Origin of the sequence: Streptomyces auratus (assembly GCF_050433025.1) — a bacterium.
GTDB classification, from domain to species: Bacteria; Actinomycetota; Actinomycetes; order Streptomycetales; family Streptomycetaceae; genus Streptomyces; species Streptomyces sioyaensis.
Genome location: NZ_JBNGCB010000003.1, coordinates 3660482 through 3685508, shown reverse-complemented (window position 1 = coordinate 3685508; position 25027 = coordinate 3660482). Strand labels below are relative to the sequence as shown.

23 protein-coding genes and 1 pseudogene are annotated in these 25027 nt (G+C 74.7%); 8 read left to right on the top strand and 16 right to left on the bottom strand.

The window, feature by feature from the left end; genetic code table 11:
* Positions 1-83 precede the first annotated feature (83 nt).
* The 7 genes and pseudogenes from BKA18_RS35725 to BKA18_RS35695 form a co-directional block, all read right to left on the bottom strand.
* Positions 84-788, bottom strand: a complete 705-nt coding sequence (locus tag BKA18_RS35725) for an alpha/beta fold hydrolase (RefSeq protein WP_366045034.1) — start codon at positions 786-788, stop codon at positions 84-86.
* An 85-nt stretch (positions 789-873) separates the two neighbouring features.
* Positions 874-1035 (bottom strand): annotated as a pseudogene (locus tag BKA18_RS35720) (SAM-dependent methyltransferase); the annotation flags it as partial.
* On the bottom strand, positions 1035-2354 hold the full coding sequence (locus tag BKA18_RS35715) for a class I SAM-dependent methyltransferase (RefSeq protein WP_429638750.1): 1320 nt from the start codon (positions 2352-2354) through the stop codon (positions 1035-1037). The pseudogene BKA18_RS35720 and the gene BKA18_RS35715, both read right to left, overlap by 1 nt.
* The gene (locus BKA18_RS35710) at positions 2351-3025 is read right to left on the bottom strand and encodes a DUF1365 domain-containing protein (protein WP_429638793.1); all 675 of its coding nucleotides are present in this window, start codon (positions 3023-3025) and stop codon (positions 2351-2353) included. Before BKA18_RS35710 ends, BKA18_RS35715 begins: the two co-directional genes overlap by 4 nt.
* 92 nt (positions 3026-3117) lie before the next feature.
* Positions 3118-4383 (bottom strand): NAD(P)/FAD-dependent oxidoreductase, encoded by a 1266-nt coding sequence (locus BKA18_RS35705; protein ID WP_366045033.1) that lies wholly within the window; start codon positions 4381-4383, stop codon positions 3118-3120.
* Positions 4384-4593: 210 nt separating this feature from the next.
* Positions 4594-5340 carry an anti-sigma factor gene (locus BKA18_RS35700; RefSeq protein ID WP_006607873.1) on the bottom strand — a complete coding sequence of 249 codons (747 nt, stop codon included), beginning with the start codon at positions 5338-5340 and terminating at the stop codon, positions 4594-4596.
* The gene (locus BKA18_RS35695; RefSeq protein ID WP_093487875.1) at positions 5337-5927 is read right to left on the bottom strand and encodes a sigma-70 family RNA polymerase sigma factor; all 591 of its coding nucleotides are present in this window, start codon (positions 5925-5927) and stop codon (positions 5337-5339) included. Before BKA18_RS35695 ends, BKA18_RS35700 begins: the two co-directional genes overlap by 4 nt.
* A 297-nt stretch (positions 5928-6224) precedes the next feature.
* On the opposite strand from BKA18_RS35695, the gene BKA18_RS35690 reads away from it, so the two are divergent.
* Both BKA18_RS35690 and BKA18_RS35685 read left to right on the top strand, forming a co-directional pair.
* A complete protein-coding gene (locus tag BKA18_RS35690) occupies positions 6225-7412 on the top strand; it encodes a lycopene cyclase family protein (protein WP_366045032.1) in 1188 nt (395 codons plus the stop codon).
* A 72-nt stretch (positions 7413-7484) separates the two neighbouring features.
* Complete coding sequence (locus tag BKA18_RS35685) at positions 7485-9044, top strand: FAD-dependent oxidoreductase (protein ID WP_366045031.1); 1560 nt, start codon at positions 7485-7487, stop codon at positions 9042-9044.
* A 42-nt stretch (positions 9045-9086) separates the two neighbouring features.
* Here the strand turns inward: BKA18_RS35685 and BKA18_RS35680 are convergent, their stop codons facing one another.
* The 7 genes from BKA18_RS35680 to BKA18_RS35650 form a co-directional block, all read right to left on the bottom strand.
* Complete coding sequence (locus BKA18_RS35680) at positions 9087-10094, bottom strand: DUF5914 domain-containing protein (RefSeq protein ID WP_366045030.1); 1008 nt, start codon at positions 10092-10094, stop codon at positions 9087-9089.
* Positions 10091-11089 (bottom strand): phytoene/squalene synthase family protein, encoded by a 999-nt coding sequence (locus BKA18_RS35675; protein WP_366045029.1) that lies wholly within the window; start codon positions 11087-11089, stop codon positions 10091-10093. The genes BKA18_RS35680 and BKA18_RS35675 overlap by 4 nt, the downstream gene beginning before the upstream one ends.
* A complete protein-coding gene (gene crtI, locus BKA18_RS35670; protein ID WP_366045028.1) occupies positions 11086-12621 on the bottom strand; it encodes a phytoene desaturase family protein in 1536 nt (511 codons plus the stop codon). The genes BKA18_RS35675 and crtI overlap by 4 nt, the downstream gene beginning before the upstream one ends.
* Positions 12622-12667: 46 nt before the next feature.
* On the bottom strand, positions 12668-13897 hold the full coding sequence (locus BKA18_RS35665) for a beta-ketoacyl-[acyl-carrier-protein] synthase family protein (RefSeq protein ID WP_366045027.1): 1230 nt from the start codon (positions 13895-13897) through the stop codon (positions 12668-12670).
* Positions 13897-14160: an acyl carrier protein gene (locus BKA18_RS35660; RefSeq protein WP_366045026.1), complete on the bottom strand. Its 264-nt coding sequence runs from the start codon at positions 14158-14160 to the stop codon at positions 13897-13899. Before BKA18_RS35660 ends, BKA18_RS35665 begins: the two co-directional genes overlap by 1 nt.
* A gap of 269 nt (positions 14161-14429) precedes the next feature.
* Positions 14430-16031 (bottom strand): MFS transporter, encoded by a 1602-nt coding sequence (locus BKA18_RS35655; RefSeq protein ID WP_366045025.1) that lies wholly within the window; start codon positions 16029-16031, stop codon positions 14430-14432.
* Entirely contained in the window at positions 16028-16843 is an 816-nt protein-coding gene (locus BKA18_RS35650) for a thioesterase II family protein (RefSeq protein WP_366045024.1), read from the bottom strand. The genes BKA18_RS35655 and BKA18_RS35650 overlap by 4 nt, the downstream gene beginning before the upstream one ends.
* Positions 16844-17281: 438 nt before the next feature.
* On the opposite strand from BKA18_RS35650, the gene BKA18_RS35645 reads away from it, so the two are divergent.
* From BKA18_RS35645 to BKA18_RS35625, 5 genes are all read left to right on the top strand, one after another.
* Positions 17282-18250, top strand: coding sequence for an alpha/beta hydrolase (locus BKA18_RS35645; protein WP_366045023.1), 969 nt, complete (start codon positions 17282-17284; stop codon positions 18248-18250).
* Positions 18243-19412 carry an acyltransferase family protein gene (locus BKA18_RS35640; protein WP_366045022.1) on the top strand — a complete coding sequence of 390 codons (1170 nt, stop codon included), beginning with the start codon at positions 18243-18245 and terminating at the stop codon, positions 19410-19412. Before BKA18_RS35645 ends, BKA18_RS35640 begins: the two co-directional genes overlap by 8 nt.
* A 10-nt stretch (positions 19413-19422) precedes the next feature.
* Complete coding sequence (locus BKA18_RS35635; RefSeq protein ID WP_366045021.1) at positions 19423-20739, top strand: sensor histidine kinase; 1317 nt, start codon at positions 19423-19425, stop codon at positions 20737-20739.
* A complete protein-coding gene (locus BKA18_RS35630) occupies positions 20736-21407 on the top strand; it encodes a response regulator (RefSeq protein ID WP_366045020.1) in 672 nt (223 codons plus the stop codon). The genes BKA18_RS35635 and BKA18_RS35630 overlap by 4 nt, the downstream gene beginning before the upstream one ends.
* A 245-nt stretch (positions 21408-21652) precedes the next feature.
* Positions 21653-22234 (top strand): hypothetical protein, encoded by a 582-nt coding sequence (locus tag BKA18_RS35625; RefSeq protein ID WP_366045019.1) that lies wholly within the window; start codon positions 21653-21655, stop codon positions 22232-22234.
* A 102-nt stretch (positions 22235-22336) separates the two neighbouring features.
* On the opposite strand, the gene BKA18_RS35620 is transcribed toward BKA18_RS35625, so the two are convergent.
* Positions 22337-23047, bottom strand: coding sequence for a TetR/AcrR family transcriptional regulator (locus tag BKA18_RS35620; protein WP_366045114.1), 711 nt, complete (start codon positions 23045-23047; stop codon positions 22337-22339).
* Between the two features lie 201 nt (positions 23048-23248).
* On the opposite strand from BKA18_RS35620, the gene BKA18_RS35615 reads away from it, so the two are divergent.
* A complete protein-coding gene (locus BKA18_RS35615) occupies positions 23249-24205 on the top strand; it encodes an NAD-dependent epimerase/dehydratase family protein (protein ID WP_366045018.1) in 957 nt (318 codons plus the stop codon).
* Between the two features lie 103 nt (positions 24206-24308).
* Here BKA18_RS35615 and BKA18_RS35610 read toward each other — a convergent pair whose 3' ends face one another.
* A complete protein-coding gene (locus BKA18_RS35610) occupies positions 24309-24851 on the bottom strand; it encodes a DUF4232 domain-containing protein (protein WP_366045017.1) in 543 nt (180 codons plus the stop codon).
* Positions 24852-25027: the final 176 nt, after the last annotated feature.

Here is a 25027-nt window from a genome sequence, read left to right as displayed (position 1 = left end):
CGCCGAGTAGGCATCTGGACCGAGGCACACACGAAAGCCCCGCCCGGTCGGGCGGGGCTGATGGGTCGTCAGTGACCGGTGGGCTACCCCGGTCCCGTCCCGTCGACCGCGTCCCGCACCGGTGTGCCGTCCAGGAGGGCGGCGACCAGGTCCACGGTCAACCGGTGCCAGTGGCGGGCGCCGCGGAGCATGGTGTGTCCGCCGCGCGGCATGGCGACCGTATGGACCCGGGCCCCGGCCCGCCGGGCGCGGTCGGCGAAGTGCCAGGAGGCCTCCGCGTCGGTGATCCGGTCGCGTACGTCGTGCAGCAGCACCAGGGTCCGGTCCCGCAGATGGGCGACGGGCTCGCCGGGCGGGCACCACGGCGCAAGCGCGACCACGCCCCGCACCGCACGGTGCCCGCCGGTGAGCAGGGCGGCCCGGCCGCCCATGGAGTGGCCGACCAGCACCACCGGTACGTCCGGGGCGTACCCGGCCAGTTCGTCGAGGGCCGCGCGGGCGTCCTGAGCGGCATCCGCCTGCGGCCCGTTCCATCCCCGGCAGCGGTAGCGCACGGAGGCCAGCAGCACCTCCTGCCCACGTGGGGTGCGGGAGAGCGCGCAGCCGAAGGGCCGCATCCGCAGCGCGGGGAGGTTGAGTCGGGTCGGCGGGGTGTGGTCGTCGGGCCGTCCGCCGTGCAGCAGCAGCACCGCTGCCTGCGGGGTGTCCGGGCGGTGGTGTACCACCAGCGGCCGGTGCGGTTCCTGCCCGCCCGTGGGATCCGTGGGCCGTTCCGGGCCTGTCGTCATGGGCGGAGGTCCTCTCGCAGCACCGCGAAGGCGGCCCCGGCCGCCGCCGCACAGTTGACGGCGAGGGCCGCCCAGGGGAGTCCGGTCATCCCCAGCCTCCCGGCACGTACCAGTCGTACGGCGTGGGCGGCATGGCGGCCTCTCCTTCCGGAGTGGGGCGGACGGCGAGGATCTGGTCGACGCCCATCCGGCGCTCGCGGAACGCCAGTCCGCTGCCGGCCAGGTACAGCCGCCACACCCGGGCGGTCATCGGCGCTCTCCGTCCGTCGTCGCCGGGGTGGCGCGGGTCAGGAGCAGCTGGCGTACGTCGAGGTAGCCGGCCCGGAAACCGGCTTCGGAGTAGGCCAGATAGAACTCCCACATCCGGCGGAAGATTGGGTCGAAGCCCAACTCCGCGACCTCGGCGGACCGTTCGGTGAAGCGCTCGCGCCACAGCCGCAGCGTCTCGGCGTAGTGGCCGCCGTATCCGTCGTTCTGCCGTACCCGGAGCCCGGCCGTCGCCGCGCACTGCTCGATGGCCTCGACGGAGGGGACGAGTCCGCCGGGGAAGATGTATTTGTGGATCCAGGTGTAGGTGGTGCGGGTGGCGCGCATCCGTGCATGCGGCATGGTGATGGCCTGGAGTGCGATCCGGCCGCCCGGTGCCACCAGGCGTGCGAGCGCGTCGAAGTAGACGGGCCAGTAGTCCGCGCCGACCGCCTCGATCATCTCCACGCTCACCACGGCGTCGTGGACCCCGGTCACCTGCCGGTAGTCACACAGCTCGACCGAGACCCGGTCCGCGTACCCGGCCCGGGCGATCCGCGCGACGGCCAGGTCGCGCTGCTCCCGTGACAGGGTCACGGAGACGACGCGGGCGCCGCGGGCGGCGGCGCGCAGGGCCAGCTCTCCCCAGCCGGTGCCGATCTCCAGCAGCCGGGTGCTTGCGCCGACGCCGGCCAGGTCCAGCAGCCGGTCGATCTTGCGGTGCTGGGCGTCGGGCAGTTCGCTCCATTCGGCGGGACCCTTCCGGAAGACGGCCGAGGAGTAGCTCATGGTCCGGTCGAGGAAGAGCGAGAAGAGGTCGTTCGACAGGTCGTAGTGCCGGTGGATGTTCTGCCGGGCGCCCTCCAGGGTGTTGCGCTGCCCGCTCGGCCGGCGCCGCGCCCAGGCGCCCCGGAGCCGCTGGAGCGGGCGGGGCACCAGCGAGGTCAGGTGGCCGGCGAGCACGGTCAGCACGCCGACCAGGTCGTCCGCGTCCCACTCCCCCGCCATATAGGACTCGCCGAAGCCGATCAGCCCGTCGGTGCCGAGCCGGCGGAAGAACACCTCCGGGTCGTGCACCCGCAGCAGGGGACCCTCGGCGCCGGTGACGGGTGCGGCACCGCACGCGACCCGCAACGGCAGGGCGGCCAGCGCCCGTTGGACGATCCATCGGGTCGCGGCCGTACGGAGGGCCGAGGCGTGTGGGCTGCGCGCCACGTCCGGCCACGCTGCCGCGTCCACCTGCGTCGAAGCCGTCGCGACAGCGGCCACCGGGGCGACGGGGGCACGGGTTCCGGTGCGGTCCGAGACGGATGCGTTCACTTCATGCCCTCCTGAAGACGGTGGCGGGGCCGGGGCTGGACGGGCAGCCGTCGTAGGAACAGCCGGACGCCGTGCCGGCGGATCGCGGCCGAGACCGCGGCGGTCGACCAGGGGTGGCGCAGCGCCGCGGCCAGCAGCTGCCGGGCGGTGGCCGGCCGCCGGGTGCCGCGTACGGTCGCGGTGAACGGCGTGGTGTCGCCCCGTCGCAGCTGGACGGTCAGATCGAGCCGGCCGGCGGGTTCGGGCAGGCGCATCCGGTAGGCGCCGTCGACGGGGAAGAACGGCGAGACGTAGAACTCCTTGGTGGCCGCCGCCCGGCCCTGGGCGTCGGTGCGCAGCAGATAGCAGTACCGCTCGCCGTAGGTGTTGTGCACCTCTGCCACGACGCAGACCTGTGCGCCGTGCCGGTCGTGGCACCAGTACAGGGTCAGGGGATTGAAGACATGGCCCAGGACCCGGGCGTGCGCGAGCATCAGCACCTGCCCGCCGTCGAGTTCCACTCCACGGCTCGTCAGGAACCGTTCCAGCCCTGCCCGGAGGGACGGCGCGGTGCCGCCGAAGTGGTCGCGGGGGTCGAACCGGGCGAGCGGGCGCAGGGCGGCGGGGAGCCGGGGCGGACGGTCGAGGTCGATCAGCCACAGATAGGTCCGGTGGCGCAGGGCGTGGTGCATCGGGGCGGTGCGGGTGTGGGAGACCACGCACGCGTAGAGCGCCGGAGTGCGCACGGCGGTGCCGGGGGCGGCCGGGGCGGCCGTAGGGGAGGTCACCAGCGCACCCCCAGCGCCGCGGCCGCCTGGACGCCGGAGCGGCAGCCGTCCTCGTGGAAGCCCCAGCCGTGGTAGGCCCCGGCGAACGCGGTGACCGCCGTGTTCAGCTGCGGCAGTTGCTGCTGGGCGGCGACCGACTCCGGGGTGTACTGGGGGTGTTCGTAGACCATGCGCGCCAGGACCCGGTGGTCCGCCACGCGGTCGCCGGGGTTGAGGGTGACCACGAAGTCCTCCGGGGTGTCCAGTCGTTGCAGACGGTTCAGGTGGTAGCTGACCTGCACCTCGTCGGCCGGCGTGGTACAGGAGGCCAGCAGGTAGTTCCAGGAGGCCCGGGCGCCGCGGGCACGGGGCAGCAGCGAGGTGTCGCCGTGCAGCAGGGTGGTGTTGCGCGAGTAGGGGAACGCGCCGAGCAGCCGCCGCTCGTCCTCGGTGGGCACGGCGAGCATCCGCAGTGTCTGGTCGGGGTGAGCGGCCAGCACCACCGCGTCATGGGGGTGTTCGGTGCCGTCCTCGGTGACGATCCGGGCATGGTCGGGCGCGCGGTGGACGGCCCGGACCGGAGTGCCGGTGTGCACCGCGGTGAGCTGCTTGCCGATCCGGCTGACGTACTCCACCGAGCCGCCGGTCACCGTCTTCCACTGCGGGGAGCCGCCGACCGACAGCAGGCCGTGGTGCTCCAGGAAGCGGAAGAGATAGACGGCCGGATACTGCACGGCGGTCGCGGGCGGGCAGGACCACACCGCGGAGACCAGCGGCATGACGAAGTGGGCGACGAAGTACCGCGAGAAGCGGTGCGCGGTGAGGAACCGGCCGAGGGTCAGGGCGTCGCCGGGGTCCAGGGCGAGCGTGGTGCGCGCCGCGCGGTGGAACGCCCGGATCTCGGTCAGCATCCGCAGATAGCGGCCCCGCAGGACGTTGCGCGGTCGGGCGAACACCCCGGCCGGCCCGCGGGCACCGGCGTACTCCAGGCCGCAGCCCTCGCACCGTACGGACATGCTCATCTCGGAGTCCTGGGTGCGCACCCCGAGTTCGCGGAACAGCCGCAGCAGCAGCGGATAGGTGCGGTCGTTGTGGACGATGAACCCGGTGTCGACCCGTACCGTCCGCCCGTCGCCCGACGGCCGGTCGAGGGTGTGGGCGTGGCCGCCGAGCCGGTCCGCCGCCTCGTACAGGGCCACTTCGCACCCGCCTTGCTGTAGCACATAGGCGGCGGTGAGCCCCGCGACCCCGCCGCCCACCACCGCTATCCGTCGACGCTCCACAGCCGGCCGCCTCCTCCTGTCGGGGCGGGGCCGCTTCCTTGCTGCGGCACCCCGCTCACCAGGGGATTCGGAGCCGGTGGCGGTGCGGATTGGTCTCGACGCACACGATCTTGCCGAGCGGATGTGGGCGGTACGAGGCCGGCCCCGCCGCGGCAGGTGCGGCGGGGCCGGGCCGTCGGCCGGGGGCGGACGGCCGGTGGTGCGCGGCGGTCACACGCCGAGCAGGGCCAGCGGCGAGCTGGTGGGCCGGCTGGAGCCGCCCGGCGGTTCTGCCGTGACGCCGACGCCGTCCGCGCCCTGTGGTCCGCCGGTCAGCAGCAACGTGCCGCTGGAGCGGCCGGTTTCGACGAGTCCGGCGGGCACCATCTGGCCGTTGCGGCTGTACCAGAGTTCGTACACCCGCTGACCGGACAGCGCCGGCAGGCCGTGGTACAGGAACGCGGTCCGCCCCAGCCGTTTGGAGGCCACCACGGTCCCGCTGCCGCCGCCCTTGAGCGCCGTGGTGTGGAAGGTGGCGTCCGGTGCGGTCATCAACGCGCTCACCACGGCGGCCTGTTGCTCGGCGCGGACGTTACGGTCCCGCTGCTCCTGGGCGTCGTGCCGGGCCTGGACGGCGTACCCGCCGGCGACCGCGGCACCCACCAGACAGGCGGCGGCCGCCAGGTAGGGCAGCCGGTTCCGGAACCGCCGGCGCATCGGCACCACGGTCGTCCCCTGTTCCGCCGGCGGCAGCTGCCGGACCGTGGGGAGGGCGGCCATCACTCGCGTACGCAGGGCGGCCGGGGGGACCTCGGCGACCGCCAGGGCGAGCCGGGCCGCGGTCTCCTGGAGCTCCCGTACTTCCTGGGCGCAGGCCGCGCACCGGTCGAGGTGACGGGCGAACTCCGCGGCCTCCCGGCCGGTCAGCGCGCCCAGGGCGTAGGCGCCGGTCAGGGTGTGCAGTTCGACGGTGCTCATGCCGATACCCCCAGGCAGTCGCGGAGCCGGATCAGCCCGTCCCGCAGCCGTGTCTTGACCGTCCCCAGTGCCGTGCCGAGCAGGTCGGCGGTCTCCCGGTAGGTGTACCCGCGGTAGTAGGCGAGCGTCACCGACTCCCGCTGGAGCTCGGTCAGTTGTCCCAGGCAGCGCCGCACCTGCTCGCGCTCCAGCCGTCGTTCGACCTGCTCGCTGACCTCGTCGAACGCCGTGGTGTAGCCATGTACCCCGGCCCGGTGGTCGCGGTCCGCCGCCGCCTGGACCGAGCGCACCCGGTCCACCGCGCGGCGGTGCGTCAGCGTCATGATCCAGGCCATCGCGCTGCCCTGCCGCGGGTCGAAGCGGGCCGCGGTCCGCCACACCTCGATGAGCACCTCCTGCGCGACCTCCTCGGACTGGGCCGGGTCCCGCACGACCCGGCGCACCAGGCCCAGCACGGTGCCGGCCACCGCCGTGTAGAGACTCTCGAACGCCTGCTGGTCGCCGCGGGAGACGCGGTCGAGCAGGGACTCCAGCGCACCGGCATGCGGCGCTGGGGAGCGGTCGCCGCGGCGGGCTGCGACGGGCATGGACACCTCCGGACTGTGACGTGGTCACAGGTGATTCGGCGCCGGGTGACACCTGGATTGGTGGGGAGAGGATTCTTGCCGATGGCCCGTCGGTCTCCGCGCCCGCCCCCGTCTTTCGCCGCGGGGCACCGGTCTGCGGAGCCCCGCGCGGCCCGCCGGTCTGTGCGCACAGCGGCCGCGGCCGCGGCCCGACGCCCGGCCGGATCCGCCGGAATGCCCGCGCGTCGCAGGCCTCCCCCCGGCCGGGACCTGCGCAAGGATCACCGTCGGGGCACCGAGGCGGAGAGAGGACCGGGTGTGCGGGACGCGGATGCCGTCATCGTCGGCGCGGGAGCGGCCGGGCTCTCGCTCGCCCACCGGCTGTGCGCCCCCTCGACGGGCCCCGGGCCGCGGGTGGTTCTCGTCGAGGCACCGCCCGGCCCCCGCACCCCACCGGAGCGGACCTGGTGTTACTGGGAAGCGCCCGGCGGCGCGTTCGACGGCGCGCTGACCGCCTCGTGGGAACGGCTGCGTGTGCACGGGCCCGGCGGCGCGGCGACCGTGGGCAACCCCGCGCCCTTCCGGTACAAGATGCTGCGCTCGCGTGATTTCGAGGCCCTCGTCGGCGCCCGGCTCTCCGCTCGGGACACCGTCGTCCGGGTCGAGGCGACCGTGGAATCCGTACGGGACGTTCCCGAGGGAGCCGAGGTACGGGGACGCGACACGTCGGGGCGGCCGGTGCTGCTGCGGGCGCGCTGGGCCTTCGACTCCCGCCCGGCCGGCCGCCTCCCGCCGGCCCGCACCACGCTGCGGCAGCATTTCCGCGGGTGGTTCGTGCACACCCGGCGGCCGGCGTTCGATCCCGCGACGGCGGATCTGATGGATTTCCGCACCCCGCAGCCGGGCCATGGGCTGTCCTTCGGCTATGTGCTGCCGCTGAGCGACCGTGCCGCGCTGGTGGAGTACACGGAGTTCTCCCGCCGCATCGCGGACACCGCGGCCTACGAGCGGGCCTTGCGCCACTACACCGAACGGGTGCTGCGGCTGGGCGCGTTCCACGTCACGGCGACCGAACAGGGCGCGATCCCGATGACCGACGGCCACTTCCCGCGGCGGGCCGGCCGCGCGGTGTTCCGCATCGGGACGGCGGGCGGCGCGACCCGTCCGTCGACCGGATACACCTTTGCCGCCGTACAGCGACAGAGCGCGCTGATCGCGGCGGCCCTGCTGGCGGGCCGGGCCCCGGTCCCCCCGCCCGCGCACTCCCCCTGGCACCGGGCGCTGGATGCGGTGCTGCTGCGGGCACTGGACAGCGGCCGGGTGGACGGGGCCGAGTTCTTCACCGGGCTGTTCCGCACGGTGCCGACGGCGCGGCTGCTGCGGTTCCTCGACGGCCGCTCCCGGCTATGGGAGGACCTCACCATCGGGCTGCACACCCCCGTGCTGCCCATGCTCCGCACCGTCGCCGAGCTTCCGCTGCTGCCCCGCCGTGCCGCGCTCTGGTGACCCGCCCCGCTCCCCCGCCCACGGACGTCCGCAGCGCCACCGCCCCTCGTACCGACCCCCTGAGGAGGGCTCGTGACACCTCGACAGCGGCACGACGGGGCCGCACGGCGCGGACGGGACCGCCGGGCCCGCCGGGTGCCGGGGCCGGCGGGGCGGGACCGGGCCGCGCCCGACGGGCCGCGGGTGGCGGTGATCGGCGCCGGCCTCGCGGGCCTCGCCGCCACGACGGCGCTGGCCGAGCGGGGGGTACGGGTGACCCTGTACGAACGGGAGCGGAGCCTCGGCGGCCGGCTGGCGGGCTGGCCGGTGCGGCTCGCCGACGGCTCCCCGGCGACCATGAGCCGCGGATTCCATGCGTTCTTTCCGCAGTACTACAACCTGCGGGGGCTGCTGCGCCGGGTCGACCCGGGGCTGGACATGCTCCGGCGGCTGCCGGACTATCCGCTGCACCACCGCTCGGGCCTGCGGGACAGCTTCGCGCGGGTGCCGCGGACCCCGCCCTGGAGCGCGCTGGGCTTCGTGGCGCTCAGCCCCACCTTCGGCTGGCGGGATCTGCTGCGGATGAGCCCCGGTGCGGCGCTGCCGCTGCTCGACGTACGGGTGCCGCAGGTCTACGCGCAGTTGGACCGCGTCAGTGCCCGGGACTTCCTCGCCCGGATCCGGTTCCCCGAGGCCGCGCGGCATCTCGCGTTCGAGGTGTTCTCGCGGAGCTTCTTCGCCGATCCGGGCGAACTGTCGGCCGCGGAACTGGCGTTGATGTTCCATATCTACTTTCTCGGTTCCAGCGAGGGCCTGCTGTTCGATGTGCCCGGCGAGCCCTTCCCGCAGGCGCTGTGGGACCCCCTCGGCCAGTATCTGGCCGGGCACGGGGCGGTGCTGCGTACGGACACGGAGGTGGTGCGGGTCGAACCGGCGGCGGACGGCGGGCTGTACGTCGCCGAAGAGCGCGCGGAGAGCCGCTTCGATTCGGTGGTCCTGGCGCTGGACCCCGGCGGGCTGTACCGGCTCGTCGCCGCCTCGCCCCGGCTGGGAAATGCCGCCTGGCGGGCACGGATCGGGCGGCTGCGGACCGCACCGCCGTTTGTGGTCTCCCGGCTGTGGCTGGAGCGACGGGTCCGCGCCGACCGGCCCGGTTTCCTGGGTACCAGCGGTTTCGGCTCGCTGGACAACGTCAGCGTGCTGGAGCGCTGGGAGGGGGAGGCGGCCCGCTGGGCCGCCCGTACCGGCGGCTCGGTGCTCGAACTGCACGCCTACGCCATGGCCCCGGATGCCGACCGGGCACGCGAACAGCGCGCTCTGGTGAGCCAGTTGCACGCCGTCTACCCGGAGACCCGCGACACCCGGATCGTCGACGAGCGCCATGAGTGGCGCGCGGACTGTCCGCTGTTCCCAGTGGGCGGTTACGGTGACCGGCCCACCGTGCACACGCCCGACCCGCGGGTGGTGGTCGCGGGCGACGGGGTGCGCACCTCGTTCCCGGTGGCGCTGATGGAGCGGGCCGCGACGACCGGGTTCCTCGCCGCCAACGCGCTGCTGGCGCGCTGGGGCGTGCGCGGCCAGACCTTGTGGACCGTACCGGCGAAGGGGCGTTCGGCGGTGCTGCGGTGGGCGGCCCGGCAGACCGGACGGTGACCGGGGGGCGCCCGGCGCCCGTCGGCCCGGTGCCGTACGGCCTCAGCCCGGGTGGCGTCCGCTGCTGCGCAGTTCCCAGCGGCGCTCGGCGTAGGCCAGATCGTCCCGCCACAGCCGGGCCGCGGCGGCACGCATCAGCGGACGCAGGACCGGCGCGGCCGCGCGCGCCAGGGCGAATCCCGGGCGCCGGGACGTGGCGACGATCGCCTCGATGACGGCGGTGCGCGGGCGTCCCCGGTCGTCCGGGCCCAGCGGCGTGGCGTGGGTCTCCACCACCGAGCCCCGCCCTTCGCCGGCCACGATGTGCATCACCACGGTGCGCGGCTCGGGGGCGGTGAACAGCGCCGTGACCGGGACGACGGCCCGGCCGGCGACCTTGAAGGAGACCTCGACGGCGAGGCCTTCGGCCCGCTCCCCGTCGGCCGGGGGGCCGGCGACGGTGAGGTCGGCGAAGGAGTAGGGGTGGAACCACGCACCGTGCCAGGGGTCGAGGCGGTTGGCCACGACGTCCTCGGGTTCGCAGGAGCCGGTGGCGGTGTGGACGGCGGCGACGGCCCCGGCCAGCCGCGGCCGGGCGGGAATGACGGGCTCCGGAAGCGGGAGTTCGCCGCCCGCCTCGTCCAGCCGGACCCAGGCCAGCAGTCCGTCGTCATGGGCGGGGAACGGCTCCCAGCCGGAGAACGGGGCACCGTCCAGGGCGAGTCCGTGCCACCGGCAGCGGAGGATGCCGCCGTGCACGGGGCCGAGCGCGAGGGGGGCGCCCAGATGCGGGCAGGCGCCGGGACCGGCGACCAGGCAGCCGGCGGCGTCGCGCCAGGCGACGACCTCGACGCCGGCGACGGTACGGCCGAAAGCGCGGCCGGCGGCGATGTCGCGGGCCGCGCCGAGCACGAACCAGTTGCCGGAGGGGCGGGCCAGCGCGGTCTTGACGGCGTCGGCGATGACCGCGGGTTTGGCGTCACGCCAGGTGGGGCGCTGCTGTGCCCACGGCTGCGGACTGCGCCGCAGCCGGAGCGGGAGGCGGGGGCGGGGGCGGCGCGTCCGGCTCATGGGGCTTCCTCCGGCACGGGTACCGGCACCTGCCGCGGCCTGCCGGGCGGCACGACCGGCCGCCGGGCAGTGAGCCGGGCGGCGGCCACGCGGGCCAGACCGCCCGCGGCGGTGGCCGCCCGGCGCCTGCGGGTGACCACCGCGCGGCGGTGCAGGACGGCGTAGCCGTCGTCGCGCACGGCGTCGAGGATGGCGCCGTAGAGGACGAACGCGGTGCGGATGCACGGGCGGGCGGGCGGATCGAGCAGGGCGAGGCCGGGTGCCGCCTCGCGGTAGACCTCTCGGGTGAGGTCGGCGGCCGCCCTCAGGGCCGCGGTGATCCGCGGGTCCCGCGCGCCGGTGTCCCGGCTCCAGCGGAGCAGTCCGCGGTCCACGCCGTGTGCCGCGAGCAGCTCCGCGGGCAGATAGACCCGGCCCCGGTCGAGGTCCTCGCCGACGTCGCGCAGGAAGTTGGTGAGCTGGAAGGCGACGCCGAGGGCCGCGGCGTGCGGCGCCGCCTCCTCCTGCGGGACGACCGTGCCGAGCACCGGCAGCATCTGCAGCCCCAGCACCGCGGCCGAACCGTGCATATAGCGCCGCAGGTCGGCGTAGGTCGGGTAGTCCGTCACCGTCAGATCGCTGCGCATCGACGCCAGGAAGTCGAGGAAGTGGCGGTGGTCGATGCCGTACCGGGCGGCGGTGTGCACCACCGCGCGCACCACGGGTTCGGTGGTCGGGGCGCCGCGCAGGCCGTCCTCCAGGCACCGCTGCAGGGCGTCGAGCGCGGCAGCGCGGCCGGCGGTGGTGCGGCCGGCGCCGGGCTCGTCGACGAGGTCGTCGGCCCAGCGGGCGAAGCCGTACAGGGCGTGGACGGCGGGCCGCCGCGCCGCGGGCAGCAGCCGGGTGGCGAGGAAGTAGGTCTTGCCGTGCCGGGAGTTGAGCCGGCGGCAGTGGGCGTAGGCGGCGCGCAGGAGCGGGTCCGTGATGCCTGCGGCGTCCAGTTCGCGGTCGGTCATGCCGGGGTGCCTCTCAGCGCGGGGCGGGACGGGACGGCGGCGGAGCGGGGCGGCCGCGGTCCGGTGATGCGGGCCGCGGCGAGCTTGCCGGAGAGCACGACGGTGGGGATGCCGACGCCCGGGGTGGTACCGCAGCCCGCGAGCACGGCGTTCTCGGTGCCGCGCACGAGGTTGCGGGGGCGGAAGGGGCCCGTCTGCGCGACGGTGTGGGCGAGCGAGAACGGGGTTCCGGCGGCGAGCCCCTGCGCCGTCCAGTCGGCCGGGGTGACCAGGTGCTGCTCCTCGATGGCGGCGCCGATGCCGGTGAGTCCCCGGCGCTCCAGTACGGCGAGCAGGCTGTCGCGGTAGCGGGGGGCGAGGTCGTGCCAGGTGCGGGCGCCGGGGCCGGTCTCGGTGTTGGGGCAGGGCGCCAGGACGTAGTGCAAGTGGCGGCCCGGAGGGGCGAGTTGCGGGTCGGAGACGGTGGGGCGGGAGATCAGCAAGGAGGGGTCGCTCATCAGCCGGCCGGTGCGGGTGAGTTCGTCGAAGGTGCGCTCCCAGGCCGCGCCGAAGGAGAGGGTGTGGTGCGCCAGGTGCGGCCAGGTCCGGTCGGTGCCGGCATGCAGGATCACCGCGGACGGCGCGTGGCGCAGGCGCAGCGGGCGGTGCGGCCGCCGGCCGAGGAGACGGTGCACGACCGGCAGATCGGGGGTGAGCACCACCGCGTCACAGGGGATCCGCTCGTGCGCGGTGCGCACGGCCGTGATCCGGTCGCCGCTGCGCTCCAGCCCCGTCACCCCCTGTCCGTAGTGGAAGGCGGCGCCGGCGTCGGCGGCGGCATCGGCCATGGCCTGCGGCAGGGCGTGCATCCCGCCGCGGGGGAAGTACACCCCGGCGACGGTGTCCATGTACGCGATGACGGCGTAGGCGGCCAGGGCGCGCGCGGGCGGCACACCGGCGTACAGCGCCTGGAAGGAGAAGACCCGGCGCAGCCGCGGGTCGGGCAGGAAGCGGCGGATCCGGGCGTCGAGGCGGCCGAACCCCCCGAGGGCGGCGAGCCGCACCAGGTCCGGGTGCAGCAGCTGGCGCGGCGAGTCGAAGTTGGCGTCGATGAAGCGGTGCCGCTGGAGGGCGTACATCTGCTGGAGCCAGCGGCGCAGTAGGCGGTAGCCGTGGGCCGCCCCGGCGCCGGCGAACCGTTCGACCTCGGCCTCCATGGCCTCCGGGTCCGTGTGCACCGCCAGTTCGCTGCCGTCGGCGAATCGGGCGCGGTAGGCCGGGTGCAGGGCCCGCAGTTCCAGCCGGTCGGTGAGGCGTTCGCCGACCGCGGCGAACGCCTCGTCGAGGAGGTCCGGCATGGTCAGCACGGTCGGTCCGGTGTCGAGGTGGTAGCCGTTGCGCTCGATCCGCCCGGCCCGGCCACCGGGCCGCTCCGCGCGCTCGACGACCGTCACCCGACGCCCGGCGCCGAGCAGATGCAGCGCGGCGGACAGCCCGGAGAGCCCGGCACCGACCACCACCACGTGGTCGGTGCGGCCCGGGACGGCTCTCATGCGGCGCTCCCTTCGGTACGGCGGGTCGGACGGACCGGGCGGCGGGTCAGACCGACCGGAAGACGAGTGCGGCGTTCTGGCCGCCGAAGCCGAAGGACGTACTGGCGGCGGCGGACAGCGGCGTGCTGCGCGGGGCCTTGGCCACGATGTCCAGGTCGATGTCGAGGTCGGGGTCCTCGTGGTTGGCGGTGGGCGGGATGGTGGACTCCTGCAGGCTCATGACGGTGACCGCTGCTTCGATGGCGCCGGCCGCTCCGATGGCGTGGCCGAGGGCTCCCTTGAGGGAGGTGACGGCCGGGGGCGCGGGGAAGACGGCGTGCAGGGCCCTGGCCTCGGCCAGGTCGTTCAGGCGGGTTCCGGTGCCGTGCGCATTGACATGGTCGATGTCTCCGGGCGTCAGACCGGCGTCCGCCAGGGCCGCGGTGAGGGCCGCCGCGGCGCCCCGGCCTTCCGGGTCGGGGGCGGCGTAGTGGTAGGCGTCGCAGGTCGCGCCGTAGCCGGCCAGCTGTGCGCGCGGGCGGGCACCGCGGGCCCGGGCGTGGGCGGGGCGTTCCAGCACCAGGACGGCGGCGCCTTCGGAGAGGACGAAGCCGTCGCGGCCGGCGTCGAACGGGCGGCAGGCGCCCGCGGGGTCGGCCACCCGTGGGGAGAGGGCGCCCATGCGGTGGAAGCAGGCGGCGGGGATGGGGTGGCGGGCGGACTCCGCGCCGCCGGCCAGGACGATGTCGCAGGTCCCGGCGCGCAGCAGGTCGCGGGCGACGCCGAGGGCACTGCTGCCGGAGGCACAGGCGGTGGAGACCGCGAAGTTGGGGCCGGTGGCCGTCAGGTCGAGGGCGATTTCGGCGGCGGCCATGTTGGGCACGCTGCGGGTGACGGCGAGCGGCGAGATGTCCAGCGGGCGGCCGGCCGCGAGCTTCGCGAACTCGCCGACATAGCGCTCCATGCTGGCCGTTCCCGTCCCCATGACCACGCCGACGCGGGCGGCGTCCCAGTCGGCGGGGGCGAGGCCGGCGTCGGCGACGGCGTGCCGGGCGGCGAGGAGGGCCATGGCGACGAAGCGGTCCAGCCGCCAGGCGGCTTTCCGGCCGACCAGGCGCGCGGTGTCGAAGTCCGGCACCTGGCAGGAGATGTCCACCGGCAGTCCCGCCAGCCCCGGGTCCCGGGTGGCGGTGGACCGGCCGGTGAGCAGTCCCTCCCAGGTGGCCCGGGCGCCGATACCGGCCGGGCTGACGACGCCCAGGCCGGTGACGGCGACCTCGCGGCAGGGCCCGGGCATCAGCTGGTGCTGTTCGGTACGGCCGTCAGGGCCTGGTCGGCCTCGTTCCGTTCCATGAGCTCCGCCAGCCCGGCGATGGTCGTCCGCAGGGGCACCTCGTCCAGGGAGATGCCGGTGCGTTCCTGGAGCATCAGACCCATCTCGACCAGGGCGAGGGAATCCAGGCCCAGTTCCTCGAAGGTGCGCTCGGGGGTGACGTCGGCCGGGTCGAGGTCGAAGGTTTCGGTGAGGGTGGTGGTGATCAGCTCGGTACTGGTGGGCACGGAGGACTCCTTCGGTGGAGGGGGTGGTGCCGGCCGCGGGCCCCGGGCGCGGTGTCGTCCGGCCGCGGGACGCCGGTGGGAACAGCCCTCGCGCGTCCGTGCGCGGGAGCGCGGGCTCGCCGGGCCGTGCGGGTGCGGACGGGGGTGCGGCATCGCGGCTCCAGACAGGCGGGCGGCACCGGGGGCGGTGCGCAGTCGGTCGCGCGCCTTCCACTGTCGCCGACCGTGTCCTTCGGCACCGGGCATGAAGGCACCTCCGAACGAGTGACTTATCGCTCCGGGGCGCCGGGGGTTCGTCCCCGGTCCGCGGCCAGGGTGCGCGGAGCCGGCGGGGTGGCGCGGCGGGCGTCACGGGGGCGGGGCGGCCGGCCGAGCCAGCGGGCGGCCGCCGCGGCGGTGAGCAGGGTGACGGCTCCGGCGACGACGGCGGTGAGCGTCATCGCGTCGGTGAAGGCGCTGCGGGCGGCGGACAGCACGCCGGCGCGCAGCGGTGCGGGAAGGTGCCGCGCCTGTTCGGGGACGGACAGCATGCTGTGTTCGGCCGCCGCGGTCACCGGGGCGGGGGCGTGCAGACCGGTCAGCGACGTACTGAGCCGGGAGGTGAAGACGGCCGCGAGCAGGGAGCCCTGGACCGCGACGCCGAGGGCGGAGCCGACCTGGCGGGTGGCGTCGTTGATGGCCGATCCGAGTCCGGCCCGTTCGGTGGCGACCGAGCCCATCACCGATTCGGTGGCCGCTGCCGCGACCAGTCCCGCGCCGACGCCGGCGACCAGTTGGAAGACCGCACAGTGCGGGTAGCCGGAGTCGGGGGTGGTCGTCGCCAGGACGGCGAAGCCGGCCGTGACGAGGGTCAGGCCGGCGACGACGGGGATCCGGCCGCCCAGCCGGGTCCGCAGCGGCACGGCGCACACCGCGCCGAGGGCCAGTCCGCCCGGCAGCGGCAGCGTCCGCAGACCGGCCTGCCAGGGGCTGAAGCCCAGCACTCCCTGGAGATAGAGGGTCAGCACGAACAGCGCCCCGAACATGGCGAAGGACATCAACGCCAGGGCCGCTGCCGCCACTCCGATGCCCGGCACCCGCAGCAGGTACAGCGGCAGCATGGGGGCGGGCGTACGCAGCTGCCGGGCGACGAAGGCGGTCAGCAGCAGCGCGGCGGCGGCGAATCCGGTCAGGGCCGCCGGGCTGGTCCAGCCGCGGTGCGGGCTTTCGGTGATGGCCCACACCAGCGCCAGCAGCCCCGCGGCGGACAGCGCGGCACCGGGCACATCGAAGCCGGCGCGCTGCACCGTACGGGACTCGGGCACCAGCGCCAGGGCGAGGACGACGATGACGGCGGCCAGGGGCAGATTGATCCAGAAGGCGGCGCGCCAGGAGTAGTGCTCCACCAGCCAGCCCCCGATGACCGGACCGCACAGTCCCCCCATCCCGCCGACCGCGGCCCATGCGGCGATCGCCCGGCTGCGCAGCCGGGGTTCGGGAAACAGGTGGTGCAAGGCCGCCAGGGTGGCCGGCATCAGCAGCGCGGCCCCGGACCCCATGACACAGCGCGCGGCGATCACCTGCCACGGGTGCCCGGCCAGCGCGCCGCCCAGCGAGGCGCCGGCGCAGACGGTCACTCCGCAGACGAAGGAGCGCCGCCGGCCCCAGGCGTCGGTGAAGGCGCCCACCGCCAGCACCGTTCCGCCCAGGACCAGGGCGTAGCCGTCGACGATCCACTGCACCTGCGCGGTGGAGGTGTCGAGGTCGCCCTGGAGGTCGGGGACGGCGACATTGAGGACGGTCAGATCCAGGCCGAGCATGAACAGACCGAGGCACACCACGGCGGCGGCGCCCGCACGCCGGGCGGCTCCGGCCGGCCGAGTGGCCGTCATGCCGTCGCCACGGGGCGGTTGATGACGGTGCCGAGGACGTCGGTGAGGTGGCCGACCAGTTCCTTTGTCGCCGTGTGCAGATAGCTGTGCCCGCCGGGGAAGAGCTGTGCGGAGGCGGGGGTGGTGACCAGGTCGTTCCAGGCCTGGAGCGGCCGCAGACCGGTGACGGGGTCGTGCTCGCCGCCGTAGAGGGCCAGGGGCACCGGGAGCGGCGGTTCCGGGTGGTGCCGGTAGTGCAGGAGCAACAGCAGGTCGGCCAGCAGCGGGGTACAGGCCGCGGCCATCAGGCGGGCATCGGCGAGCAGTTGCTCGGGGATCGGGCCGACGAGTTCACGAAGGCCTGCCAGACCGGCCGTCAGGCGCGGCGGGAGGTCCGCGGTGTAGGCGTCGAGATGCGGCGCCGACAGGGAGGACACCGCCAGCAGCGCGGGCGGGCGGCCGTGGGTGCGCCGCAGATGGCGGGTCGCCTCGTAGGCCAGCAGCGCGCCCGCGCTGTGGCCGAAGACCGCGAACGGCCGGGGATCGGTCCAGTCGTCGAGCACCGCGGCGAGCCGGGCGCTCAGATACGCGGGATCGGTCAGCGACGGTTCCCCGGCGCGGGTGCCTCGGCCGGGCAGCGCCACGGAACACAGCTCGATCCAGGGCGGCAGCAGGGGCGCCCACCGCAGATAGCAGTCCGGGCCGGCCCCGGCGGGCGGGACGGCGTACAGACGCAGCGAGGCCTGCGGACGGGCGGCGAGCACGACGCGTTCCGGCACCGCCGTCGCCGCGGCCGGCACCGACGTCGACTCCTGTGTGAAACCGACACCCATGACTCACGCCCTTCGCCTCGCGCTCCACCGGTTGGCCGCTCCGGCCCCGCGCCGCGGGCCGCCCCGGCGGGACCGCGTGCGGCCGTGGTTTCCGGGCACCACGGCCCGCCGGCCGACGGGCCCAGGGGGCCCCGGACCGATGCCCACGCCGACCCTGCCCTCCCCCGCCCGCTCACTCCACACACCACGCAAGGCACCGGCCCCGTCTGACACCAACGGCGGCAGCCACCGCCGTGAGCGGGCCCCGGTGCCGGGGGCGCGGGGCACCTCGCACCGGGCTGCCGTGCACCGTCCGTTCAGCGGCCGCCGCCCCCTACCCCTAGTACTTCAGAGCCAGGCCGGAAGTGCGCTCCGCGGCGGGACGTGGACCAACCGGTGCGCTTCATAGCTTCCTCACGGAAGCCACGACCGGCTTCCGTGACGGAAGGACCGATCCTCATGGCGTCCCGCCCGCGCAGCGGCCGACTGCTGCGCACCCTGCTCGCCGCCCTCGTGGCCGCCTCGGTGGCCGTGCCCGTGTCCGGCGCGGCCCGCCCCGCGGCCGTCCCGGCGCCCGCGCCGGTGGCCCTCGCCCCGTTGCGGGTCGCCGGCCCCGGCGCGCTCGCCGAGCGGTATGCCGTCAACCGTGCCGGCATCCGCGCGGCGGCCCGGATGGCCGACGGTCACGGTGACCGGGCACGGGCCCGTGCGCTGCGCCGGATGGCCGGCCCGGCGCGGCAGTTCCTCTCCTTCGACGGCCGGGGCGGGGGCCGTACCGCCGAGGTCTTCGGCGATCTGGCGCGGGCCGAGCGGATCGCCGTCCTCGTGCCGGGCTCGGACACCAACCTCGACACCTATGCACGGTTCCAGGCCGGCGCGACGGCGCTCCGGCGGACGCTGGACGACCGGTCCGCCGTGGTCGCCTGGCTCGGGTACGAGACGCCGGGCACGGTGAGTCCCGAGGTGCTCACGCCCGGCCGCGCGGCATCGGCCGCCCCGCAACTCCGCTCTTTCCTCGGCGAGTTGGCGGCGCTGCGGCCCTCGGCCCGGATCTCCGTGCTGTGTCACTCCTACGGTTCGGTGGTCTGCGGCCGCGCCGCGCCGGGGCTGACGGTGGCCAACCTCGTGCTGTACGGCAGCCCCGGCGCCGGGGTCGACAGCGCTTCGGCTCTGCACACCCGGGCGACCGTATGGGCCGGCCGGGGGGAGGGCGACTGGATCGCCGAGGTGCCGCACGGTCAGCTGGACCTCCCGTTCACCACGCTCGGGCTGGGCGCCGATCCGGTCTCGGACGCCTTCGGGGCCCGGGTCTTCGCAGCGGGCACCGGCGGCCACAGCGACTATCTCGCGCCCGGCTCCGTCGCCCTGCGGAACATCGCCCGGATCGTCTCCGGCCGGGCCCCGTCCGGGGAGCACCGTGATGCGTGAGCTCGCCCGGCGGATCGCCGCCGCCACTCCGGACGGCCGGGACCGTGGCGTCGACGCCCTGCGGGCGCTCGCCATCCTGGGGGTGGTGCTCGGACACTGGCTGGTGACCGCCCTCGTCACCGACAGTGGCGCCGTGCACGGCGCCAGCCCGCTGCACGCCATGCCGCAACTCACCCCCGTCTCCTGGGTGTTCCAGACCCTGGCGGTCTTCTTTCTGGTCGGGGGCCGGGTGGCGGCGACGAGTCATGCCGCGGCCCGCGCCCGGGGCGAGAGGTACGGGCGGTGGCTCGGCGCCCGGACGGCCCGGCTGTTCCGGCCGGTGGCGGCCGTCGTGCTGCTCTGGTGCGTGGTGCTGGTCGCCCTGCTCGCCTCCGGGGCCGGTCTGGAGACCGTTCGCACCCTGGGCACACTGGCGTGGTCCCCGCTCTGGTTCCTGCTCGTCCTCATCGCGCTGACGGCGGCGACCCCGCTGGTCGCCGGGCTGCACCCGCTGTGGCCGCTGGCCGTCGTCCTCCATATCGACCTGCTCCGCTTCGGGTTGGGCGGTCCGGAGTGGCTCGGCTGGCTCAATGTGCCGGCGGGCTGGCTGGTTCCGTACTGCCTGGGCGCGGCCTGGGCACGCGGGCGGCTGGGCGGCCGGACGACCGGCTGGATGCTGCTGCTCGGCGGCGGCGCCGCCAGCGCCGGACTCGTCGGCTGGGCCGGGTATCCGGCCGCCATGGTCGGGGTGCCCGGCGCCGGGATATCCAATCTCAACCCGCCCACCCTCGCGGCCGTCACCTTCGGCCTGGCCCAGTGCGGGGCGGCCCTGCTGTTGCTCGGCCCGCTGCGGCGAATCCTCCAACGCCCCCTGGTCTGGGCGCCGGTGGCGCTGCTGAACCTGTCGGCGATGACCGTCTTCCTGTGGCACCAGACCGCGATGATGGCGGTCACCGCGCTCGGCCTGCTCGCGGGCCGGCCCCTCCCCGGCCTGCACACCGCCCCCGACGGTGCCTCGTGGGTGCTGGCCCGGCTGGCCTGGCTGCCGGTGTTCGGGGTGGCGCTGCTGGTGTGCGGGGCCGCGTTCCGCGCGTACGAGCAGGGCCGGGCGGGGCGGCGCGGCCGCGCCCGGGCCGTGCCGGAGCGGCGCCCCGCCCTGTCGGGGGCGGGGAGGCGTGTCTAGGGTGGTTCACATGATCACGGGGGGCGTGCAGGGCGGGGAACCGCGGTGGCGGACGGCGCTGTTGGCGGTGCCGCGTACGCTGCGCGACGATCTGTGGACGGCGGCGGCCGATCCGCTGCCGAGGTTGAGCAGGCCCCGCCTGCTGGCCCGGCTGCCGCATGCGGTGGTCGGGGTGCTCGCCTATGCGACAGGCATCCTCACCGCGGACTTCCTCATCCATGTCTACCGGCTGGTGCCGGGCCTGGCGCTGCTGCTCGCGCTGTGCCAGTCCGCCGCACTGCTCGCGGCCATGTTCCGTCCGATACCGGCCTGGTGGATGTCGACGGCCGCGATGGTCGGCGCGGCCGTCGCCGCTCGGAGCGACCTCCCCTGGGATGCGGGCTTCCCCTGGACCGAACCCGGCCTCCTCGCGCAGGCCGCGACGGCGTTCCTGCTGGCGCTGCGGGTACGCCCCCGGGTCGCGGCCGAGGCGCTGGGGATCAATGTCCTGGCCGGGCTGGGCTGCCTGATGTTCCTCGGCCGGGGTCAGCACGAAAACCTGACGCAGGCGGTTTCCCTCCTGATCATCGCGACGCTCCTGGGCGCCGCACTGCGCGGCCGCCGGGTGGCCCGTACCCAGCTCGTCGCGCAGGAGGAGCTCACCGCCGAGGAGCGGGCCCGGCGCACCCTGCTGGAGGAGCGCAACCGGATCGCCCGGGAGCTGCACGACGTGGTCGCCCACCACATGTCCGTGATCTCCATCCAGGCACAGGTCGCGCCGCATCTCGTCGAGGACCCCACCGACGAGCTGAAGGAGAACCTCGCGGGCATCCGCGCGAACGCCGTCGACGCGCTGACTGAACTCCGGCGGGTGCTGGGCGTGTTGCGCTCCGAGGACCCCTCGGCGGAGGGCGTGCGGCACGCCCCGCAGCCCACCCTCGGCCGGCTGGACGAGCTGATCGCCAATGTGACGGCGGCCGGACTCGCCGTCACCACCGAGACCACCGGCGAGCCGCACGCGCTGTCGCCGGGGGCCGAGCTGTCCGCGTTCCGCATCGTCCAGGAGGCGCTGAGCAACGCGATGCGGCACGCGCCCGGCGCGACGGTGCGGGTGCAGCTCGGATACGGTCCCGACGGCCTCACCCTCCGGATCACCAACACCGCGCCGGACGGGCCTGCCCCGCCCTCCCCCGGCTCCGGCCACGGACTGCTGGGCATGCGCGAACGCACGGCCATGCTCGGCGGCGAACTGGCCGCCGGCCGGACCCCGGACGGCGGCTACGAAGTGACCGCCCTGCTGCCCGCCCCTGCGAGAACACCGGCCGACGCCGGCGAGGACACCCCATGACGACCATCCGTGTGCTGATCGCCGACGACCAGATGATGGTCCGCCAGGGCTTCACCGTGCTGCTCAATGCCGAACCGGGCATCGAGGTCGTCGGCCAGGCCGTGGACGGCCTCGACGCCGTCGCCAAGACCGCCGAACTCGCCCCGGACGTCGTCCTGATGGACGTCCGGATGCCCCGGCTCGGCGGCATCGAGGCCACCCGCCGCCTCACCGAACCGGCCGGCGCCACCGTCAAGGTCCTCGTCCTGACCACCTTCGACCTCGACGAGTACGTGTACGAGGCGCTGCGCGCGGGCGCCTCCGGTTTTCTGCTCAAGGACGCCTCGGCGGCCGAACTCGCCCAGGCGGTACGGGTGGTGGCGGCCGGCGACGCCCTGCTCGCCCCGAACATCACCAAGCGCCTGATCGCCGAGTTCTCCCGGGTGACCAGCGCCCCGCGCACCCCGCTCAAGGACCGGGTCGGCGATCTGACGGAACGGGAGACCGAGGTCCTGTCCCTGATCGCCCAGGGCCTGTCGAACGGGGAGATCGCGGAGCGTCTGGTGGTGGCGGAACAGACGGTCAAGAGCCATGTGGGCCGCATCCTGGTCAAGTTGGGCCTGCGCGACCGGACGCAGGCCACCGTCTTCGCCTATGAGACGGGGCTGATCCGTCCGGCCGGATACTGAGCGGCCGGGCGGCGAGGCGCGGCCGCGGGAGCGCGCGCAGGGACGGGTGCGGCGGACCTCGGGTACCGGCATCGGATACCCGGCATCGTCCTCCGGTACCGGTCCCGTTCCGCCGCGCGGCGGAGCGGAACCCTCCCGGGGAGCGAGGTACGGCGCCGCGGCGGACGGAAGTGTGGAGTGCCACGGGGACCGGCTCCCCGCCGCACACCCGTTGTGCGCGCCGACCTCATCCGCAGGAGGATGTCATGCCTGGAATGCGCCGCCCGTTCGTCACGGCCGCCACCGCTCTCGCCGTCTGCACCGCGACCGCACTGACCCTGGGCACGACCGGCCCGGCCGCGGCCGCCGGAACCGCGCCACAGGCCACCCGGCACACCGCCGACGAACCGTCCCTGACCGGCTCCGCCCAGCTCCGGCGGAAGCCGGGCGACAACGTCCACTTCCGCGTCGACGCCCACGGGTTCGCGGACAAGGCGCACGGCACGTTCTTCGTCAGCCATCACTTCGGCAAGGTCTGGGGCGGACACTTCAAGGGCCGGATCGACTGTCTGGTGACCGGCGGCCCGGTGGCCGTCGCCACCGGCATCGTCACGGAGTCGCACTTCAAGGACGCACCGGGCCTGCCGCACATCGGGGACCTCAGGGGCAAGCGGTTCGGCTTCACCGTGCTGGACAACGGCAAGAAGGACCGGCTGGGTTACAGCTGGGCCGTGGACGGCCTGCCGAAGAACAGCGTCGGCAAGTGCCTGAGCTCGGCCCCCTTCGAGACCCTGGCGAAGGGGGACTACACGGTCCACCACTGGATGCCGCCGCGCGGGATGAAGTGAGCCGCTGCCCGACGGGCCGGGTGCTGCGTGCCGTGGCGCGCGGCACCCTTCGTGCGTCCGGCCCGGCCAGGGCCTTTCCGACCCTGACCCATCGGACAGGCCCTAAAGCTGGAAAGAGTCCGCCAAGGTGTCGATCTGCGCGGTGAGCAGTGTCGGCGCGCGATGCCCCATCCCGGCGTACTGACCCAACACCTCAAGGCCGACCGTGCCGTGCAGTTGTGACCAGGCCAGCACCGTACCGGCGAGCGCGGTGCCCGCCGCTTTGTCGTGCGCCGGCAGTCCGGTGTGCTGGGCCACCCAGTCGGCGACGCCGTCGTCCTTGCGCACCCACGCCTCCATCTCGGCGACGACCGGCCGTAGCGCCTCGGCGGGCTCACCAGCGGCGAACACCTTGAGGAACGGGCCCAGGACGGCCCGCGCGCGCTGCAGCGTGTCGGGCGGAGCCGCGTAACCGGGGAGTGGCGTTCCCTGGATCAGGAGATAGCGGTGCGGCTGCGCGACGGCCCAGCTCCGGTAGGCGCCGGCGAGGGCGTGCAGGGTGGCGCGCGCGTCCCCGGCCGCTGTCCCGCCGGCCTGTCCGATGGCCTGCGCCACGTCGTCGTAGGCGTCCCGGATCAGCTCGCCCAGCAGATCGTCCCGGCCGGCGAAGTAGCGGTAGAGCGCCGGCCCGGACAGGCCCATGTCCTTGGCGATCCGGGTGAGCGCCACGGCCTGGATGCCGCCCTCGGCGAGCTGCTGCAACGCGGCCGTCTTGATCTCCGCACGGTTCTGCTCGCGATAGCGCGCCCGGGGGCTTCGTACCTCGGCGGCCATGTTCTCCTCCTGCGTTGCGGGGCGGCGGACGGCCACGGGTGAGCGGTCCTCGCTCATCGTAGCCATCACTTCAGTTGCAATGACCATTCCCAGAAGTTATGGTCTCTAACAGAAGTGAGGGTGTGCGGCGAAAGCCTGCTGCACCGCCTCACCCACCGTTGATCCGCTCCAGCCCGCCGCCCCGTTAGAGAAGGAATCGCCATGTCTGTTGCAGCACGTCGTCTCCATGCCGTCCTGGGTGCCGGCCCGGCCGGCACCACGCTCGCCGCCGAGCTCGCCCGCCGGGGCCACGCCGTACGGCTGGTCAGCCGCTCGGCGCCGGACGCCACCCCCGACGGCGTGCAGGGCTGCGCCGCCGATGTGAGCACGCCCGCGGAGGCGCTGGCCGCCGTCGAGGGCGCCGATGTCGTGTACCACTGCGTGAACGTCGCCTATCACCTGCAGACCGAGGTCATGCCCCGGGTCCAGGACGCGGTGCTGGCCGCCGTCGAGACCACCGGCGCCCGGCTGGTCGTGCTGGACACGCTGTATCCGTACGGACAGACGCAGGGCGAGGTGATGACGGAGGAGACCCCCTGGCGGGCGACGAGCCGCAAGGGCGTGATGCGGGCGCAGCTGGACGAGGCGTACCTCGCCGCCCACCGTGCGGGGCGGGCCCGGGTCGTCCTGGGCCGGTCGGCCGACTTCGTCGGTCCCGGCGTGCTCAACTCGACGCTCGGCGGCGCGGTCTTCCCGGCCGCACTGACCGGCGGTGAGGCCCTCGCGCTGGGCGACATCGACCTCCCGCACAGCTACACGGCCATCCAGGACGTGGCGAAGGGACTGGCCACCCTCGGCGAAGACCCGGCAGGCGACGGCCGGGTGTGGCATCTGCCCACCGCGCCCGCCCGGACCACCCGCGAGATCCACTCGATGATCGAGGAGCGGGTGGGCAGCCCCCTGCAACGGGTGATCCTCACCGAGCCCCGCCCCTTCGGGCCGTTCGACGCGACCTTCATGGACGAGTACGCGGAGATGTTCTACCAGCACACCGAGCCGCAGATCGTGGACTCCTCGGCGTTCGAGCGCGCCTTCGGCCTCCGCCCGACGCCGCTGGAGGCGACCCTCGACGCCACACTCGACTGGTACCGCACGCTGGTGGCGGGCGCGCGGAACTGACCTGCCGCAACTGGCCGGTGACGTCCCTGGAGCGGCCGGCCCGCCGCACGCACACCGGGGGCCGACGCAGAAATGCGTCGGCCCCCGGCAACTGCGGCAGCGGTCAGGAGGCGCCGGGCGGCGTCGCCGACCAGGCGGTCACGGACAGGGCCGCACCGTCGACGTCCTTGTCGAACGCCAGGATGCTGTGCGCGTTGCCGCCCGACGGGGAGACCTGGAGGTACTTGGCCTTCGCGGACGGACCGGCGTGCGTCCAGACGAGGTCGGCGTAGGCGCTCTTGCCCGGCTTGAGCGTGACCCGGTGCGCGCCCGGGTCCTGGGCGAAGTAGGTGTCACCGCGGTGCACGGTGGTCTTCATGGCCGAGTGCCCGGCGCCCTCGAGCGCCAGCCCCGGGTACCCGGATATCGCGCAGGTGCTCTTGCCGGTGTTGGTCACCCGCAGGTAGGTGCCCTCGTGGTTCATCCCGGCCTGGTCCGAACCCGCGCTGGTGGTCGTGACCTTCAGCGCCCCCGGTCCGCACGAGCCGGCAGCCGCCGCGCCGGATCCGGCCGGACCCGCCGCGGCGGCGATTCCTGCACTCGCCCCCGCAGCCAGCACGACGGCGGCGGTGACGGTGACAGCAGTACGCAGACCACGGATGGTCATCAGTCATCAACTCCCTCTTCTCCGGCATCCGGAGAAATAGCGGTGCCCTCCCCACCGCCCGGTTGCGCGCGCTTCCGTCGCGCCGTCCGCGAAGGGCACCGGGCAGGGCGCCCCCCGGGACGACAGCGCCGGACCGTCGGGCCGGGCGGTGGGTTCTGCATTTTTTGTGCACCACC

Coding starts and splice junctions, on each gene's coding strand:
- BKA18_RS35610 (WP_366045017.1), bottom strand. CDS start 24,851: ATGACCATCCGTGGTCTGCGTACTGCTGTCACCGTCACCGCCGCCGTC.
- BKA18_RS35665 (WP_366045027.1), bottom strand. CDS start 13,897: ATGCCCGGGCCCTGCCGCGAGGTCGCCGTCACCGGCCTGGGCGTCGTC.
- BKA18_RS35710 (WP_429638793.1), bottom strand. CDS start 3,025: ATGCACCACGCCCTGCGCCACCGGACCTATCTGTGGCTGATCGACCTC.
- crtI (WP_366045028.1), bottom strand. CDS start 12,621: ATGAGAGCCGTCCCGGGCCGCACCGACCACGTGGTGGTGGTCGGTGCC.
- BKA18_RS35650 (WP_366045024.1), bottom strand. CDS start 16,843: ATGGGTGTCGGTTTCACACAGGAGTCGACGTCGGTGCCGGCCGCGGCG.
- BKA18_RS35695 (WP_093487875.1), bottom strand. CDS start 5,927: ATGCCCGTCGCAGCCCGCCGCGGCGACCGCTCCCCAGCGCCGCATGCC.
- BKA18_RS35640 (WP_366045022.1), top strand. CDS start 18,243: ATGCGTGAGCTCGCCCGGCGGATCGCCGCCGCCACTCCGGACGGCCGG.
- BKA18_RS35635 (WP_366045021.1), top strand. CDS start 19,423: ATGATCACGGGGGGCGTGCAGGGCGGGGAACCGCGGTGGCGGACGGCG.
- BKA18_RS35615 (WP_366045018.1), top strand. CDS start 23,249: ATGTCTGTTGCAGCACGTCGTCTCCATGCCGTCCTGGGTGCCGGCCCG.
- BKA18_RS35630 (WP_366045020.1), top strand. CDS start 20,736: ATGACGACCATCCGTGTGCTGATCGCCGACGACCAGATGATGGTCCGC.
- BKA18_RS35725 (WP_366045034.1), bottom strand. CDS start 788: ATGACGACAGGCCCGGAACGGCCCACGGATCCCACGGGCGGGCAGGAA.
- BKA18_RS35625 (WP_366045019.1), top strand. CDS start 21,653: ATGCCTGGAATGCGCCGCCCGTTCGTCACGGCCGCCACCGCTCTCGCC.
- BKA18_RS35645 (WP_366045023.1), top strand. CDS start 17,282: ATGGCGTCCCGCCCGCGCAGCGGCCGACTGCTGCGCACCCTGCTCGCC.
- BKA18_RS35655 (WP_366045025.1), bottom strand. CDS start 16,031: ATGACGGCCACTCGGCCGGCCGGAGCCGCCCGGCGTGCGGGCGCCGCC.
- BKA18_RS35620 (WP_366045114.1), bottom strand. CDS start 23,047: ATGGCCGCCGAGGTACGAAGCCCCCGGGCGCGCTATCGCGAGCAGAAC.
- BKA18_RS35700 (WP_006607873.1), bottom strand. CDS start 5,340: ATGAGCACCGTCGAACTGCACACCCTGACCGGCGCCTACGCCCTGGGC.
- BKA18_RS35680 (WP_366045030.1), bottom strand. CDS start 10,094: ATGAGCCGGACGCGCCGCCCCCGCCCCCGCCTCCCGCTCCGGCTGCGG.
- BKA18_RS35675 (WP_366045029.1), bottom strand. CDS start 11,089: ATGACCGACCGCGAACTGGACGCCGCAGGCATCACGGACCCGCTCCTG.